This window comes from Nocardia sp. NBC_01499 (genome assembly GCF_045040275.1).
In the GTDB taxonomy this organism is placed as follows: Bacteria; Actinomycetota; Actinomycetes; order Mycobacteriales; family Mycobacteriaceae; genus Nocardia.
Genome location: NZ_CP109426.1, coordinates 7632634 through 7652779, shown reverse-complemented (window position 1 = coordinate 7652779; position 20146 = coordinate 7632634). Strand labels below are relative to the sequence as shown.

1 protein-coding gene is annotated in these 20146 nt (G+C 64.2%); it reads right to left on the bottom strand.

Going from position 1 to position 20146, the window contains the following annotated elements:
* Positions 1-49 precede the first annotated feature (49 nt).
* A complete protein-coding gene (locus tag OG203_RS35045; protein ID WP_405168107.1) occupies positions 50-20110 on the bottom strand; it encodes a non-ribosomal peptide synthase/polyketide synthase in 20061 nt (6686 codons plus the stop codon).
* Between the last annotated feature and the right edge of the window lie 36 nt (positions 20111-20146).

The window sequence follows — 20146 nt, the reverse complement described above, 5'->3', positions numbered from 1 at the left end:
CGCAAATACCTTTCGTCGCATAAATTTTTTAGCATGCCTCACCTACCCCTTAAAACACTCGCGATGCACAGGATTCAAGGAGGCTATTCATAATGCGGCCGATCAAGGCCATCGGTTCGGCCCGGTCCAAGTCCCCGTGCGCATATTCTACTGCAAACGTTTGAATGGAACCACTGATATGTGGCCGCCAGACCTGCTCCAGCCTGTCCACCGCATCAGGGATCAAATTCCCCTCAGAGTCGATACTAGCACAGAACAGTGCGACATTACCCAAAAAGAATGAGGAAGCATAATTATAGAGCAACTCTCCATTGTTGATGAACATCCTTGCAGACCGCTCTAAAATTTGACCTACCGAATGTTCTTCCAACGGTTTGACCGATCGCTCGTCCATCCATCGCATGAGCGCATCTTTGATTTCATTATGAGTAATTTCAGGGCGCGTAGAGCCACCCAATGCCGGCTGGCTGTCCATCATTCCCAGAAAGCCGATTTGGAATCCTCGTCGCGAGAGTTCGGATGCCATTGCGTGTGCCACCGTGCCACCGTACGACCATCCCAGCAGGAAGAATGGCCCCTCGTTCTGGACGGTCAGGATTTGTTCAATATAGTCGTCAACCATTTCCTGGAACGATTCTGCCATGGGCCCGCCATCGAATCCGCGAGCCTGTATGGCATAAACCGGCCTGTTGGGTAGATGCAGACCTAACGTCCGATAGACCCAACCCACACCTCCGGCCGGAGGCAGACACCACACCGGCTTCTGCAATCCTGAACTCTTCAGCACCAGTATTCTGTCGATGTCATGCAAGGCTGCATCGTCACCTAGGCGTTCGGCCAGTTCTGCCGGTGCCGGTGCCTCGAACAGCACCCGGATCGGGACCTCGACCCCCAACACCGCCCGGATCCTGCTCACCAGCCGGGTAGCCAGCAGCGAATGTCCACCCAGATCGAAGAAGTTGTCGTCGATACCGACCCGCGCCAGGCCCAGCACCTCGGCGAACAAACCGGCCAGCACCTGTTCCTGCTCGGTACGCGGAGCCCGATACTCGACCCCCGACACGAACTGCGGATCCGGCAACGCCGCCCGGTCCAGCTTCCCATTCGGTGTCAGCGGAAACCGCTCCACCACCACAACCGCCGCCGGCACCATGTACTCCGGCACCCGCGACGACACAAACCGCCGCAACCGCGCCACCAGCTCACTGCCACCGCCACCGGCCTCGACGGCGTCGGCAGCGGGGTCAGCGGGCACCACATATCCCACCAACTGCTTACCCAGCTCACCCGCATCGCGGGCCACCACCACCGCCTGCGCTACCAGCGGATGCGACGCCAACACCGCCTCGACCTCACCCGGCTCGACCCGGAACCCCCGCACCTTCACCTGATCATCGACACGACCCACGAACACCAACACCCCGTCTGCCCGCCACCGCACCAAATCCCCCGTGCGATACAACCGCGACCCCGCAGGACCATACGGATCGGCCACAAACCGCGCCGCGGTCAACCCCGCCCGACCGTGATACCCCCGCCCCACCTGCGCACCACCCACATACAACTCACCCACAACCCCCACCGGAACCGGACACAACCCCGAATCCAACACAAACACACACACATTCGACAACGGCGACCCAATCGGCACCGCCTCACCCACATCGTCTCCGATATCAACCGTGAAGTGGGTCGCGAACACCGTCGTCTCCGTCGGGCCGTACCCATTTACCACCTCAACACGCCCGTGGGCGGTTTTGAGAGCCCGGACCGCCGCGGGGACCAGCACGGCGCCACCGGCGATTATCTGCTGCAGGCTTTCCAGCGGATTGTCCTGCCGGTGTTCTACATATTCCACGAGCTCTGGCAGCAGCGCGGATGTGGCGAGCGTCTTCGTCACCCGATGGGACTGGATCAGTCGTGCCATCTCCCCGACGTCGGATCGCTGCTGGCTGCTGAGGACTAGCGCCCCGCCACCGACGAGGGTCGGCCAGATCTCGTAAGTGGAGGCATCGAACGCCATCGACGAATGCACCAGGATCCGATCGCCGCACTCGATCGACCACGCCTGGCAGACGAGATTGACCAGGTTGTGGTGGGTGATAGCGACGCCTTTGGGGGTGCCGGTAGAGCCGGAGGTGTAAATCAGATAGGCCAGGTTCGCAGGACGTAGCCAGCCGCGCCGATCACTGTCGGTCGGATTCCGCTGTTCCGCGTTTGCGGCGGCATCGGGATCGTCGATGGTGTCGGCGAAGAACCGTGGGATACCGGTATCGGGCAGCAGTTCGCCGGTGTTCTGGTCAGTGACCACGATCACCGGTGCAGCGTCGATGAGCATGAACGCCACCCGATCCGAGGGGTAGTCGGGATCGACGGGCAGATAGGAACCGCCAGCCTTCCATACCGCCAGCAAAGCCACGATCAGCTCCGCCGACCGGGGAAGAGCCACCGCGACGATGCTGTCGGGCCCCACGCCGACAGATATCAACCTGTGCGCCATCCTGTTGGCGCGAGTGTTCACCTCGCGATAGGTCAACTCCCGTTCCCCGGAGATCACCGCGACCGCCTCCGGCGTGACTGCGACCCGATCCTCGACCAATCCCACCACCGTCACAGTGGGATCGGCCACGACCGCGGTATCATTCCAGGCCCGCAGGACCTGGTGGCGTTCGGTCTCGTCGAGAACATCCACCGACCCGATCGCATCATCCGGATGAGTAATCGCCTGCTGCAGCACCCGCACGAACCGCGCCGTCAGCATCTTGACGGTTTCTCGGTCGAACAGGTCGGTCGCGTACTCGACGAACCCACCCCACCCACTGCTGGATCCGTTGCCGGTAGGTGTGTCGGTGATGTTGAAGAACAGATCGAACCGCGACGTGCCGGTCGGGGCCGCGATCCATTCGATCTGTGCCTGCGGGAACCGCAGATCGGGCAGGGTGTTGTTCTGGAAGGCCAGCGACACCTGAAACAACGGGTGGTGCGCGGGAGACCGGACCGGGTTGAGTAGTTCGACCAGCAACTCGAACGGTGCGTCCTGATTGTCGTAGGCGGCCAACGCTTTCCGTTTGACCTGCGTCAGGACCTCGGCAAACGACATCGCCGGGGTCAAGGTCGTGCGCAGCACCCATGTATTGACGAAAAACCCGACCAGATCGTTCAACGCCTCGTCGGTACGACCGGCGATCGGGGACCCGATCGCGATGTCGTCCCCGCCCCCCAGCCGCGACAGCAACACCGCCAACCCCGCCTGCAACACCATCGATACCGTGGCGTTGTGTCGCCGCGCCAGTTCTTCCACCGCTGCCCGGGTCCGGACATCGATCTCGAACGCCACCAGGTCTCCCCGATACGAGGCCACCGGCGGGCGCGGCCGATCGGTCGGCAACGCCAGCACCTCGGGCAGTCCTGCCAGCTCATCTCGCCAGTAATCGAACTGTTGGGACAGCAGCGACTCCGGATCGTGACGGTCACCCAACAACTCCCGCTGCCACAGCGTGTAATCGACATACTGCACCGGCAACGGCTCCCACCCCGGCGCCACACCCTGCCGCCGCGCCACATACGCCTGGACCAGGTCCCGCATCAACGGCGACAGAGACCACCCGTCACCGGCGATGTGATGCACCAAAAGCAACACCACGCACTCGTCGGGCCCGCACCGCAACACCGCGACCCGCACCGGCACCTCGACGGCCAGGTCGAACTCGTACCGCCCCGCCTGCACCAGTGTCGTTTCCATATCCGCCGGGTCGACGTCGACCACCGACATCGGCACCGCGGTATCGGTATCGGTATCGGTATCGGTATCGGTATCGGTATCGGTATCGAGGATCTGCTGTACCGGCACCCCGTCGTTCTCGACGAAGATCGTGCGCAGTGCCTCGTGCCGGGCGACCACATCTCCCACCGCCGCCCGTAGCGCCGATACATCCATCACGCCGGTCACCCGCAACGCCATAGGCATGTTGTAGGTCGCCGACACGTCTTCCAACCGATGCAGGAACCACAACCGCCGCTGAGCAAACGACAACGGAATCCGTTCCGGCCGTTGCCGAACCGACAGTGCCGGACGCACCCGAACGCCGGTGTCGAGGCGTTCGGCCAGTTCTGCCGGTGCCGGTGCCTCGAACAGCACCCGGATCGGGACCTCGACCCCCAACACCGCCCGGATCCTGCTCACCAGCCGGGTAGCCAGCAGCGAATGTCCACCCAGATCGAAGAAGTTGTCGTCGATACCGACCCGCGCCAGGCCCAGCACCTCGGCGAACAAACCGGCCAGCACCTGTTCCTGCTCGGTACGCGGAGCCCGATACTCGACCCCCGACACGAACTGCGGATCCGGCAACGCCGCCCGGTCCAGCTTCCCATTCGGTGTCAGCGGAAACCGCTCCACCACCACAACCGCCGCCGGCACCATGTACTCCGGCACCCGCGACGACACAAACCGCCGCAACCGCGCCACCAGCTCACTGCCACCGCCACCGGCCTCGACGGCGTCGGCAGCGGGGTCAGCGGGCACCACATATCCCACCAACTGCTTACCCAGCTCACCCGCATCGCGGGCCACCACCACCGCCTGCGCTACCAGCGGATGCGACGCCAACACCGCCTCGACCTCACCCGGCTCGACCCGGAACCCCCGCACCTTCACCTGATCATCGACACGACCCACGAACACCAACACCCCGTCTGCCCGCCACCGCACCAAATCCCCCGTGCGATACAACCGCGACCCCGCAGGACCATACGGATCGGCCACAAACCGCGCCGCGGTCAACCCCGCCCGACCGTGATACCCCCGCCCCACCTGCGCACCACCCACATACAACTCACCCACAACCCCCACCGGAACCGGACACAACCCCGAATCCAACACAAACACACACACATTCGACAACGGCGACCCAATCGGCACCGCCTCACCCACATCGTCTCCGATATCAACCGTGAAGTGGGTCGCGAACACCGTCGTCTCCGTCGGGCCGTACCCATTGATGACCCGAACAGCCGGGATGAAGGCCCGTGTACGTTCGACCGTCGTCCGGGTCAACGGCTCACCGATAAAGACAACCGTATCGGCAGTAATCGTCACGCCAGTATGGTTCAGGACTTCCCCAAAAGCCGAAGGCACCGTACTAATGACACCCCCACACCATTCACGCCATTCCGACAGAACCAGAACATCTCGGACCACCTCCACGCTGCCGCCCAAGCACAGCGTGGAGAAAATCTCGAAAACCGAAACATCGAACGCTGTCGAAGTACTAGCCAACATCCGAGATGAGGTGCCCTCGCCCAACAGAACCGTGGTCGCCACAATGTTGTTGGCCAGGTTGTGGTGGGTGATAGCGACGCCTTTGGGGGTGCCGGTAGAGCCGGAGGTGTAAATCAGATAGGCCAGGTTCGCAGGACGTAGCCAGCCGCGCCGATCACTGTCGGTCGGATTCCGCTGTTCCGCGTTTGCGGCGGCATCGGGATCGTCGATGGTGTCGGCGAAGAACCGTGGGATACCGGTATCGGGCAGCAGTTCGCCGGTGTTCTGGTCAGTGACCACGATCACCGGTGCAGCGTCGATGAGCATGAACGCCACCCGATCCGAGGGGTAGTCGGGATCGACGGGCAGATAGGAACCGCCAGCCTTCCATACCGCCAGCAAAGCCACGATCAGCTCCGCCGACCGGGGAAGAGCCACCGCGACGATGCTGTCGGGCCCCACGCCGACAGATATCAACCTGTGCGCCATCCTGTTGGCGCGAGTGTTCACCTCGCGATAGGTCAACTCCCGTTCCCCGGAGATCACCGCGACCGCCTCCGGCGTGACTGCGACCCGATCCTCGACCAATCCCACCACCGTCACAGTGGGATCGGCCACGACCGCGGTATCATTCCAGGCCCGCAGGACCTGGTGGCGTTCGGTCTCGTCGAGAACATCCACCGACCCGATCGCATCATCCGGATGAGTAATCGCCTGCTGCAGCACCCGCACGAACCGCGCCGTCAGCATCTTGACGGTTTCTCGGTCGAACAGGTCGGTCGCGTACTCGACGAACCCACCCCACCCACTGCTGGATCCGTTGCCGGTAGGTGTGTCGGTGATGTTGAAGAACAGATCGAACCGCGACGTGCCGGTCGGGGCCGCGATCCATTCGATCTGTGCCTGCGGGAACCGCAGATCGGGCAGGGTGTTGTTCTGGAAGGCCAGCGACACCTGAAACAACGGGTGGTGCGCGGGAGACCGGACCGGGTTGAGTAGTTCGACCAGCAACTCGAACGGTGCGTCCTGATTGTCGTAGGCGGCCAACGCTTTCCGTTTGACCTGCGTCAGGACCTCGGCAAACGACATCGCCGGGGTCAAGGTCGTGCGCAGCACCCATGTATTGACGAAAAACCCGACCAGATCGTTCAACGCCTCGTCGGTACGACCGGCGATCGGGGACCCGATCGCGATGTCGTCCCCGCCCCCCAGCCGCGACAGCAACACCGCCAACCCCGCCTGCAACACCATCGATACCGTGGCGTTGTGTCGCCGCGCCAGTTCTTCCACCGCTGCCCGGGTCCGGACATCGATCTCGAACGCCACCAGGTCTCCCCGATACGAGGCCACCGGCGGGCGCGGCCGATCGGTCGGCAACGCCAGCACCTCGGGCAGTCCTGCCAGCTCATCTCGCCAGTAATCGAACTGTTGGGACAGCAGCGACTCCGGATCGTGACGGTCACCCAACAACTCCCGCTGCCACAGCGTGTAATCGACATACTGCACCGGCAACGGCTCCCACCCCGGCGCCACACCCTGCCGCCGCGCCACATACGCCTGGACCAGGTCCCGCATCAACGGCGACAGAGACCACCCGTCACCGGCGATGTGATGCACCAAAAGCAACACCACGCACTCGTCGGGCCCGCACCGCAACACCGCGACCCGCACCGGCACCTCGACGGCCAGGTCGAACTCGTACCGCCCCGCCTGCACCAGTGTCGTTTCCATATCCGCCGGGTCGACGTCGACCACCGACATCGACGGATCGATCTCCTCGATCGGAAGGATCTGTTGCATCGGTACCCCATCCACCTCCGGGAACACCGTGCGCAATGTCTCGTGCCGGGCGACCACATCTCCCACCGCCGCCCGTAGCGCCGATACATCCATCACGCCGGTCACCCGCAACGCCATAGGCATGTTGTAGGTCGCCGACACGTCTTCCAACCGATGCAGGAACCACAACCGCCGCTGAGCAAACGACAACGGAATCCGTTCCGGCCGTTGCCGAACCGACAGTGCCGGACGCACCCGAACGCCGGTGTCGAGGCGTTCGGCCAGTTCTGCCGGTGCCGGTGCCTCGAACAGCACCCGGATCGGGACCTCGACCCCCAACACCGCCCGGATCCTGCTCACCAGCCGGGTAGCCAGCAGCGAATGTCCACCCAGATCGAAGAAGTTGTCGTCGATACCGACCCGCGCCAGGCCCAGCACCTCGGCGAACAAACCGGCCAGCACCTGTTCCTGCTCGGTACGCGGAGCCCGATACTCGACCCCCGACACGAACTGCGGATCCGGCAACGCCGCCCGGTCCAGCTTCCCATTCGGTGTCAGCGGAAACCGCTCCACCACCACAACCGCCGCCGGCACCATGTACTCCGGCACCCGCGACGACACAAACCGCCGCAACCGCGCCACCAGCTCACTGCCACCGCCACCGGCCTCGACGGCGTCGGCAGCGGGGTCAGCGGGCACCACATATCCCACCAACTGCTTACCCAGCTCACCCGCATCGCGGGCCACCACCACCGCCTGCGCTACCAGCGGATGCGACGCCAACACCGCCTCGACCTCACCCGGCTCGACCCGGAACCCCCGCACCTTCACCTGATCATCGACACGACCCACGAACACCAACACCCCGTCTGCCCGCCACCGCACCAAATCCCCCGTGCGATACAACCGCGACCCCGCAGGACCATACGGATCGGCCACAAACCGCGCCGCGGTCAACCCCGCCCGACCGTGATACCCCCGCCCCACCTGCGCACCACCCACATACAACTCACCCACAACCCCCACCGGAACCGGACACAACCCCGAATCCAACACAAACACACACACATTCGACAACGGACCACCGATCGGGCTGTCGCTGCGGGCAAAGTCGTCTACGGTCAGTTCCCGTTTCGTCGCGTGCACCGTGATCTCGGTGATGCCGTACATGTTCACCAGAACAGGACCGGTGAACGAAGCAGACGAATACCAGCGGCGCAGCCTGAACGGATCCAAAGCTTCGCCACCGAATATCACCATGCGCAGCGCAGACTGGTTGATTGCGGTTTCGTCGAGTGTTTCGGTCAGTGCATAGAAGGCAGACGGGGTTTGATTCAGGATGGTCACGCCCTGCGCGACGACAAGCTTCCACAGGTCGATGACCGACCGCACGGTGTCTCGCGGTACTACCACGAGCTTGCTCCCGTGCAGGAGCGCACCCCAGATCTCCCAGGTCGAGAAATCGAACGCCGCGGAATGACACCACGCCCACACATCCTCCGGCCCCGACCACCGAGCCGTCCCTTCGAACAACGACACCAGGTTGTGGTGGGTGATAGCGACGCCTTTGGGGGTGCCGGTAGAGCCGGAGGTGTAAATCAGATAGGCCAGATTATGCAGGGACAACCCGGTACGGGTGTCGACCTCGACACGGTCTTGACCGCTATCGTGGTCACCGCCAACGTGGAATCGGTCGAGGAGTAGCCGGGGAGTGTCGGTATCGGGCAGTGTTGTTACCGTGGCCTGGTCGGTGAGCACGACAACCGGTACGGCGTCGGTGAGCATGAACTCGAGCCGTTCGACCGGATACTCCGGATCCAACGGCAGGTAGGCCCCACCGGCCTTCCACACCGCCAGCAACGCCACGACCAACTCCACCGACCGCGGCAACGCCACCGCCACGATGCTGTCGGGACCCACCCCGTGCCCAATCAGCTCACCGGCCAAACGGTTCGCCCGGGCATCGAGTTGCCGATAACTCAACCGCGCCCCACCGGAGATCACCGCGACCGCGTCCGGTATCCGCCGGGCCTGCGCCTCGAACAGATCCGGAATCGTCACCGCCGGCAACAACACCACGGTGTCGTTCCAAACCCGCAGGATCCGGTCACGCTCCTCAGCATCGAGCAGATCGACACTTCCGACCACACCCGCCGGATCGGTAGTGATCTGAGACAACACTCGCACGAACCGGGCCACCAGTGTCTGGATAGTTTCTCGGTCGAACAGGTCGGTCGCGTACTCGACGAACCCACCCCACCCACTGCTGGATCCGTTGCCGGTAGGTGTGTCGGTGATGTTGAAGAACAGATCGAACCGCGACGTGCCGGTCGGGGCCGCGATCCATTCGATCTGTGCCTGCGGGAACCGCAGATCGGGCAGGGTGTTGTTCTGGAAGGCCAGCGACACCTGAAACAACGGGTGGTGCGCGGGAGACCGGACCGGGTTGAGTAGTTCGACCAGCAACTCGAACGGTGCGTCCTGATTGTCGTAGGCGGCCAACGCTTTCCGTTTGACCTGCGTCAGGACCTCGGCAAACGACATCGCCGGGGTCAAGGTCGTGCGCAGCACCCATGTATTGACGAAAAACCCGACCAGATCGTTCAACGCCTCGTCGGTACGACCGGCGATCGGGGACCCGATCGCGATGTCGTCCCCGCCCCCCAGCCGCGACAGCAACACCGCCAACCCCGCCTGCAACACCATCGATACCGTGGCGTTGTGTCGCCGCGCCAGTTCTTCCACCGCTGCCCGGGTCCGGACATCGATCTCGAACGCCACCAGGTCTCCCCGATACGAGGCCACCGGCGGGCGCGGCCGATCGGTCGGCAACGCCAGCACCTCGGGCAGTCCTGCCAGCTCATCTCGCCAGTAATCGAACTGTTGGGACAGCAGCGACTCCGGATCGTGACGGTCACCCAACAACTCCCGCTGCCACAGCGTGTAATCGACATACTGCACCGGCAACGGCTCCCACCCCGGCGCCACACCCTGCCGCCGCGCCACATACGCCTGGACCAGGTCCCGCATCAACGGCGACAGAGACCACCCGTCACCGGCGATGTGATGCACCAAAAGCAACACCACGCACTCGTCGGGCCCGCACCGCAACACCGCGACCCGCACCGGCACCTCGACGGCCAGGTCGAACTCGTACCGCCCCGCCTGCACCAGTGTCGTTTCCATATCCGCCGGGTCGACGTCGACCACCGACATCGACGGATCGATCTCCTCGATCGGAAGGATCTGTTGCATCGGTACCCCATCCACCTCCGGGAACACCGTGCGCAATGTCTCGTGCCGGGCGACCACATCTCCCACCGCCGCCCGTAGCGCCGATACATCCATCACGCCGGTCACCCGCAACGCCATAGGCATGTTGTAGGTCGCCGACACGTCTTCCAACCGATGCAGGAACCACAACCGCCGCTGAGCAAACGACAACGGAATCCGTTCCGGCCGTTGCCGAACCGACAGTGCCGGACGCACCCGAACGCCGGTGTCGAGGCGTTCGGCCAGTTCTGCCGGTGCCGGTGCCTCGAACAGCACCCGGATCGGGACCTCGACCCCCAACACCGCCCGGATCCTGCTCACCAGCCGGGTAGCCAGCAGCGAATGTCCACCCAGATCGAAGAAGTTGTCGTCGATACCGACCCGCGCCAGGCCCAGCACCTCGGCGAACAAACCGGCCAGCACCTGTTCCTGCTCGGTACGCGGAGCCCGATACTCGACCCCCGACACGAACTGCGGATCCGGCAACGCCGCCCGGTCCAGCTTCCCATTCGGTGTCAGCGGAAACCGCTCCACCACCACAACCGCCGCCGGCACCATGTACTCCGGCACCCGCGACGACACAAACCGCCGCAACCGCGCCACCAACAGACCGGTGTGCGGGTTGTTGGTGTATCGGTCTGGTTCAGCCGGCGGCGCCGGTGCCGTGAACACGTCGGTGACCTGTTTGCCGCTGGCGATCGAGGAATCGACGAACACCGCGTCCACACGATCCGGGTACTCAGACCAGGTGACCCCGGTAGCGAACCCGAGCCGGCGGCCTATCGTGTGCAGATCCTCCGGCAGCAACCCGTCGCCGCGCCGGTCTGCTGATTCGGGCAGAATCGACTCGGTGCCGAGCCGACCAGCACCAGCGATCACCGACCGGCCAGCCCGGATACGATGCGCGGCCGCAACCTGGTCGATCAGCCCAGCGTGCGGGATAGCGGTGACGCGCACCGATCCGCCGTGGTGGGCGCGCAACGCCGACTCCAGCCAGGCGCGGTCGACGAATTCCACTTGTGGTGCGTCGGCTACCGACAATACCCGCGCCGGGGTTTTGCGGACGACGACGTCGTAGCGATAGCGGGTCAACTCGTTGACCGACAAGCCGCGTTTGAGCTCGATGTCCACCGCCACTGTCTCCTCCAGGGCAGCAGCCAACACCGCGAAGTATTCCGGCGCGACGAGCAGTTCCTGCTCGGCGGAGACACTGCGACGCGCCCGTTCGCGCACCGCGGCAGGATCACCACCACCGCCGCGGGCGATCGCGGTTTCCATGGCGAATTCCTCGACAAGCGCCAGGTTCCTGATATCGCCCAGAAACAGGGCACCGCCGGGGGCCAGTAACCCCAGCGCCTGTGTGATAACCCGGCGCAGGTACCCCTCGCTGGGGAAGTACTGCACCACCGAGTTCACTACCACCGTGTCGAAATAGTCTTTGGGTAAGCCGGTGACATCGTCGGCGGCCTGAACACGTACAAAGACCCGATCAACCCAGTCGGCCCCGGACTGGCGCAGCCCCTGCTCAAGTTCGTCGATCGCCGCTGCAGAGAAGTCGGTGGCCCAATACTCCTCGCATTCGGGCGCCAGCTGCGATAGCAACAACCCCGACCCGACACCGATCTCGAGCACACGCCTCACACCCAAGCTCTGGATCCGTCGCACCGTGACCGATCGCCATTCCCGCATCTGCTCTACCGGGATTGCCGACCCCGAATAGCTGCTGTTCCAGCCGCTGAAGTCGTCACCGAAACCGGCCCGCTGCGCGGGCCCGCCGTACTCGGCACCGGAGTACAGGTCCTCATACACCCGCCGCCACTGCCCCACCAGCTCACTGCCACCGCCACCGGCCTCGACGGCGTCGGCAGCGGGGTCAGCGGGCACCACATATCCCACCAACTGCTTACCCAGCTCACCCGCATCGCGGGCCACCACCACCGCCTGCGCTACCAGCGGATGCGACGCCAACACCGCCTCGACCTCACCCGGCTCGACCCGGAACCCCCGCACCTTCACCTGATCATCGACACGACCCACGAACACCAACACCCCGTCTGCCCGCCACCGCACCAAATCCCCCGTGCGATACAACCGCGACCCCGCAGGACCATACGGATCGGCCACAAACCGCGCCGCGGTCAACCCCGCCCGACCGTGATACCCCCGCCCCACCTGCGCACCACCCACATACAACTCACCCACAACCCCCACCGGAACCGGACACAACCCCGAATCCAACACAAACACACACACATTCGACAACGGCGACCCAATCGGCACCGCCTCACCCACATCGTCTCCGATATCAACCGTGAAGTGGGTCGCGAACACCGTCGTCTCCGTCGGGCCGTACCCATTTACCACCTCAACACGCCCGTGGGCGGTTTTGAGAGCCCGGACCGCCGCGGGGACCAGCACGGCGCCACCGGCGATTATCTGCTGCAGGCTTTCCAGCGGATTGTCCTGCCGGTGTTCTACATATTCCACGAGCTCTGGCAGCAGCGCGGATGTGGCGAACATCTTCGTCACCCGATGGGACTGGATCAGTCGTGCCATCTCCCCGACGTCGGATCGCTGCTGGCTGCTGAGGACTAGCGCCCCGCCACCGACGAGGGTCGGCCAGATCTCGTAAGTGGAGGCATCGAACGCCATCGACGAATGCACCAGGATCCGATCGCCGCACTCGATCGACCACGCCTGGCAGACGAGATTGACCAGGTTGTGGTGGGTGATAGCGACGCCTTTGGGGGTGCCGGTAGAGCCGGAGGTGTAAATCAGATAGGCCAGATTATGCAGGGACAACCCGGTACGGGTGTCGACCTCGACACGGTCTTGACCGCTATCGTGGTCACCGCCAACGTGGAATCGGTCGAGGAGTAGCCGGGGAGTGTCGGTATCGGGCAGTGTTGTTACCGTGGCCTGGTCGGTGAGCACGACAACCGGTACGGCGTCGGTGAGCATGAACTCGAGCCGTTCGACCGGATACTCCGGATCCAACGGCAGGTAGGCCCCACCGGCCTTCCACACCGCCAGCAACGCCACGACCAACTCCACCGACCGCGGCAACGCCACCGCCACGATGCTGTCGGGACCCACCCCGTGCCCAATCAGCTCACCGGCCAAACGGTTCGCCCGGGCATCGAGTTGCCGATAACTCAACCGCGCCCCACCGGAGATCACCGCGACCGCGTCCGGTATCCGCCGGGCCTGCGCCTCGAACAGATCCGGAATCGTCACCGCCGGCAACAACACCACGGTGTCGTTCCAAACCCGCAGGATCCGGTCACGCTCCTCAGCATCGAGCAGATCGACACTTCCGACCACACCCGCCGGATCGGTAGTGATCTGAGACAACACTCGCACGAACCGGGCCACCAGTGTCTGGATAGTTTCTCGGTCGAACAGGTCGGTCGCGTACTCGACGAACCCACCCCACCCACTGCTGGATCCGTTGCCGGTAGGTGTGTCGGTGATGTTGAAGAACAGATCGAACCGCGACGTGCCGGTCGGGGCCGCGATCCATTCGATCTGTGCCTGCGGGAACCGCAGATCGGGCAGGGTGTTGTTCTGGAAGGCCAGCGACACCTGAAACAACGGGTGGTGCGCGGGAGACCGGACCGGGTTGAGTAGTTCGACCAGCAACTCGAACGGTGCGTCCTGATTGTCGTAGGCGGCCAACGCTTTCCGTTTGACCTGCGTCAGGACCTCGGCAAACGACATCGCCGGGGTCAAGGTCGTGCGCAGCACCCATGTATTGACGAAAAACCCGACCAGATCGTTCAACGCCTCGTCGGTACGACCGGCGATCGGGGACCCGATCGCGATGTCGTCCCCGCCCCCCAGCCGCGACAGCAACACCGCCAACCCCGCCTGCAACACCATCGATACCGTGGCGTTGTGTCGCCGCGCCAGTTCTTCCACCGCTGCCCGGGTCCGGACATCGATCTCGAACGCCACCAGGTCTCCCCGATACGAGGCCACCGGCGGGCGCGGCCGATCGGTCGGCAACGCCAGCACCTCGGGCAGTCCTGCCAGCTCATCTCGCCAGTAATCGAACTGTTGGGACAGCAGCGACTCCGGATCGTGACGGTCACCCAACAACTCCCGCTGCCACAGCGTGTAATCGACATACTGCACCGGCAACGGCTCCCACCCCGGCGCCACACCCTGCCGCCGCGCCACATACGCCTGGACCAGGTCCCGCATCAACGGCGACAGAGACCACCCGTCACCGGCGATGTGATGCACCAAAAGCAACACCACGCACTCGTCGGGCCCGCACCGCAACACCGCGACCCGCACCGGCACCTCGACGGCCAGGTCGAACTCGTACCGCCCCGCCTGCACCAGTGTCGTTTCCATATCCGCCGGGTCGACGTCGACCACCGACATCGGCACCGCGGTATCGGTATCGGTATCGGTATCGGTATCGGTATCGGTATCGGTATCGGTATCGAGGATCTGCTGTACCGGCACCCCGTCGTTCTCGACGAAGATCGTGCGCAGTGCCTCGTGCCGGGCGACCACATCTCCCACCGCCGCCCGTAGCGCCGATACATCCATCACGCCGGTCACCCGCAACGCCATAGGCATGTTGTAGGTCGCCGACACGTCTTCCAACCGATGCAGGAACCACAACCGCCGCTGAGCAAACGACAACGGAATCCGTTCCGGCCGTTGCCGAACCGACAGTGCCGGACGCACCCGAACGCCGGTGTCGAGGCGTTCGGCCAGTTCTGCCGGTGCCGGTGCCTCGAACAGCACCCGGATCGGGACCTCGACCCCCAACACCGCCCGGATCCTGCTCACCAGCCGGGTAGCCAGCAGCGAATGTCCACCCAGATCGAAGAAGTTGTCGTCGATACCGACCCGCGCCAGGCCCAGCACCTCGGCGAACAAACCGGCCAGCACCTGTTCCTGCTCGGTACGCGGAGCCCGATACTCGACCCCCGACACGAACTGCGGATCCGGCAACGCCGCCCGGTCCAGCTTCCCATTCGGTGTCAGCGGAAACCGCTCCACCACCACAACCGCCGCCGGCACCATGTACTCCGGCACCCGCGACGACACAAACCGCCGCAACCGCGCCACCAGCTCACTGCCACCGCCACCGGCCTCGACGGCGTCGGCAGCGGGGTCAGCGGGCACCACATATCCCACCAACTGCTTACCCAGCTCACCCGCATCGCGGGCCACCACCACCGCCTGCGCTACCAGCGGATGCGACGCCAACACCGCCTCGACCTCACCCGGCTCGACCCGGAACCCCCGCACCTTCACCTGATCATCGACACGACCCACGAACACCAACACCCCGTCTGCCCGCCACCGCACCAAATCCCCCGTGCGATACAACCGCGACCCCGCAGGACCATACGGATCGGCCACAAACCGCGCCGCGGTCAACCCCGCCCGACCGTGATACCCCCGCCCCACCTGCGCACCACCCACATACAACTCACCCACAACCCCCACCGGAACCGGACACAACCCCGAATCCAACACAAACACACACACATTCGACAACGGCGACCCAATCGGCACTGTGTTGATGTCGGCGTCGACGACCGTGTGGTGGGTAACGTCGACAGCGGCTTCGGTCGGGCCATACAGATTGTGCAATTCGGCGCCGGTTAGCTCGCGCAGGCGATGGGCGAGCTCCGGTTGCAGGGCCTCACCGGAGGTGAACACCATCCGCAGCGAACTGCACTGCGATGCGGCCGCCTCAGCAACAAACGCCGCCAGCATCGACGGAACGAAGTGGGTGACGGTCACGCCTTCGGTCGCGATCAGCCCAGCTAGATACACCGGGTCGCGGTGCCCGTCCGGCTTAGTAACCACTAAGCGTGCACCGTTCTGCAACGGCCAGAAGAACTCCCAAACTGACACGTCGAATGTTGCCGGAGTCTTCTGCAGCACCACATCGTCGCCAGCAAGACCGTAGGCAACCTGCATCCAGATGAGACGATTGACAATCGCGCGGTGACTGACCGCCACCCCTTTAGGGCGGCCAGTCGAACCAGAGGTAAAGATCATGTACGCGGTGTTGTCCGCCCGCACCAGAGTCCGCCGTTCCACGTCGGTCACCGGCGCGGCTGAATAGCCGGACAGGTCGAGCGAATCGATGCGCACCTGTGTGCTATCGATGAGAATGTCGTCGCTGGAAGTGAGTACGCATGCTGGTGCTGTGGCTGCGAGGATGTATGCGGTGCGCTCGATTGGATGATCCGGGTCCAGGGGCACGTAGGCACCACCGGCTACGACCACTGCATATACGCCGACCGCTAGATCAATCGAGCGGCGTATGCCCAGGGCTACAAACGATTCCGCGCCGACGCCTCGCTGTATGAGCCAGCGTGCCAGCTTATGTACACGTGCGGAGAACTCCGCGTAGGACAAGCTCGTGCCCTCGGACGTGACTGCAATCGCGTCGGGGGTGCGGGCGACCTGGGCTTCGAACAAGTCGGACAGAGTGGCCTCAGCCGTCACGGGGATGGCGGTGTCGTTCCAAACCCGCAGGATCCGGTCACGCTCCTCAGCATCGAGCAGATCGACACTTCCGACCACACCCGCCGGATCGGTAGTGATCTGAGACAACACTCGCACGAACCGGGCCACCAGTGTCTGGATAGTTTCTCGGTCGAACAGGTCGGTCGCGTACTCGACGAACCCACCCCACCCACTGCTGGATCCGTTGCCGGTAGGTGTGTCGGTGATGTTGAAGAACAGATCGAACCGCGACGTGCCGGTCGGGGCCGCGATCCATTCGATCTGTGCCTGCGGGAACCGCAGATCGGGCAGGGTGTTGTTCTGGAAGGCCAGCGACACCTGAAACAACGGGTGGTGCGCGGGAGACCGGACCGGGTTGAGTAGTTCGACCAGCAACTCGAACGGTGCGTCCTGATTGTCGTAGGCGGCCAACGCTTTCCGTTTGACCTGCGTCAGGACCTCGGCAAACGACATCGCCGGGGTCAAGGTCGTGCGCAGCACCCATGTATTGACGAAAAACCCGACCAGATCGTTCAACGCCTCGTCGGTACGACCGGCGATCGGGGACCCGATCGCGATGTCGTCCCCGCCCCCCAGCCGCGACAGCAACACCGCCAACCCCGCCTGCAACACCATCGATACCGTGGCGTTGTGTCGCCGCGCCAGTTCTTCCACCGCTGCCCGGGTCCGGACATCGATCTCGAACGCCACCAGGTCTCCCCGATACGAGGCCACCGGCGGGCGCGGCCGATCGGTCGGCAACGCCAGCACCTCGGGCAGTCCTGCCAGCTCATCTCGCCAGTAATCGAACTGTTGGGACAGCAGCGACTCCGGATCGTGACGGTCACCCAACAACTCCCGCTGCCACAGCGTGTAATCGACATACTGCACCGGCAACGGCTCCCACCCCGGCGCCACACCCTGCCGCCGCGCCACATACGCCTGGACCAGGTCCCGCATCAACGGCGACAGAGACCACCCGTCACCGGCGATGTGATGCACCAAAAGCAACACCACGCACTCGTCGGGCCCGCACCGCAACACCGCGACCCGCACCGGCACCTCGACGGCCAGGTCGAACTCGTACCGCCCCGCCTGCACCAGTGTCGTTTCCATATCCGCCGGGTCGACGTCGACCACCGACATCGACGGATCGATCTCCTCGATCGGAAGGATCTGTTGCATCGGTACCCCATCCACCTCCGGGAACACCGTGCGCAATGTCTCGTGCCGGGCGACCACATCTCCCACCGCCGCCCGTAGCGCCGATACATCCATCACGCCGGTCACCCGCAACGCCATAGGCATGTTGTAGGTCGCCGACACGTCTTCCAACCGATGCAGGAACCACAACCGCCGCTGAGCAAACGACAACGGAATCCGTTCCGGCCGTTGCCGAACCGACAGTGCCGGACGCACCCGAACGCCGGTGTCGAGGCGTTCGGCCAGTTCTGCCGGTGCCGGTGCCTCGAACAGCACCCGGATCGGGACCTCGACCCCCAACACCGCCCGGATCCTGCTCACCAGCCGGGTAGCCAGCAGCGAATGTCCACCCAGATCGAAGAAGTTGTCGTCGATACCGACCCGCGCCAGGCCCAGCACCTCGGCGAACAAACCGGCCAGCACCTGTTCCTGCTCGGTACGCGGAGCCCGATACTCGACCCCCGACACGAACTGCGGATCCGGCAACGCCGCCCGGTCCAGCTTCCCATTCGGTGTCAGCGGAAACCGCTCCACCACCACAACCGCCGCCGGCACCATGTACTCCGGCACCCGCGACGACACAAACCGCCGCAACCGCGCCACCAGCTCACTGCCACCGCCACCGGCCTCGACGGCGTCGGCAGCGGGGTCAGCGGGCACCACATATCCCACCAACTGCTTACCCAGCTCACCCGCATCGCGGGCCACCACCACCGCCTGCGCTACCAGCGGATGCGACGCCAACACCGCCTCGACCTCACCCGGCTCGACCCGGAACCCCCGCACCTTCACCTGATCATCGACACGACCCACGAACACCAACACCCCGTCTGCCCGCCACCGCACCAAATCCCCCGTGCGATACAACCGCGACCCCGCAGGACCATACGGATCGGCCACAAACCGCGCCGCGGTCAACCCCGCCCGACCGTGATACCCCCGCCCCACCTGCGCACCACCCACATACAACTCACCCACAACCCCCACCGGAACCGGACACAACCCCGAATCCAACACAAACACACACACATTCGACAACGGACCACCGATCGGGCTGTCGCTGCGGGCAAAGTCGTCTACGGTCAGTTCCCGTTTCGTCGCGTGCACCGTGATCTCGGTGATGCCGTACATGTTCACCAGAACAGGACCGGTGAACGAAGCAGACGAATACCAGCGGCGCAGCCTGAACGGATCCAAAGCTTCGCCACCGAATATCACCATGCGCAGCGCAGACTGGTTGATTGCGGTTTCGTCGAGTGTTTCGGTCAGTGCATAGAAGGCAGACGGGGTTTGATTCAGGATGGTCACGCCCTGCGCGACGACAAGCTTCCACAGGTCGATGACCGACCGCACGGTGTCTCGCGGTACTACCACGAGCTTGCTCCCGTGCAGGAGCGCACCCCAGATCTCCCAGGTCGAGAAATCGAACGCCGCGGAATGACACCACGCCCACACATCCTCCGGCCCCGACCACCGAGCCGTCCCTTCGAACAACGACACCAGGTTGTGGTGGGTGATAGCGACGCCTTTGGGGGTGCCGGTAGAGCCGGAGGTGTAAATCAGATAGGCCAGATTATGCAGGGACAACCCGGTACGGGTGTCGACCTCGACACGGTCTTGACCGCTATCGTGGTCACCGCCAACGTGGAATCGGTCGAGGAGTAGCCGGGGAGTGTCGGTATCGGGCAGTGTTGTTACCGTGGCCTGGTCGGTGAGCACGACAACCGGTACGGCGTCGGTGAGCATGAACTCGAGCCGTTCGACCGGATACTCCGGATCCAACGGCAGGTAGGCCCCACCGGCCTTCCACACCGCCAGCAACGCCACGACCAACTCCACCGACCGCGGCAACGCCACCGCCACGATGCTGTCGGGACCCACCCCGTGCCCAATCAGCTCACCGGCCAAACGGTTCGCCCGGGCATCGAGTTGCCGATAACTCAACCGCGCCCCACCGGAGATCACCGCGACCGCGTCCGGTATCCGCCGGGCCTGCGCCTCGAACAGATCCGGAATCGTCACCGCCGGCAACAACACCACGGTGTCGTTCCAAACCCGCAGGATCCGGTCACGCTCCTCAGCATCGAGCAGATCGACACTTCCGACCACACCCGCCGGATCGGCACCTGAGGCCAGAGTTCGTAA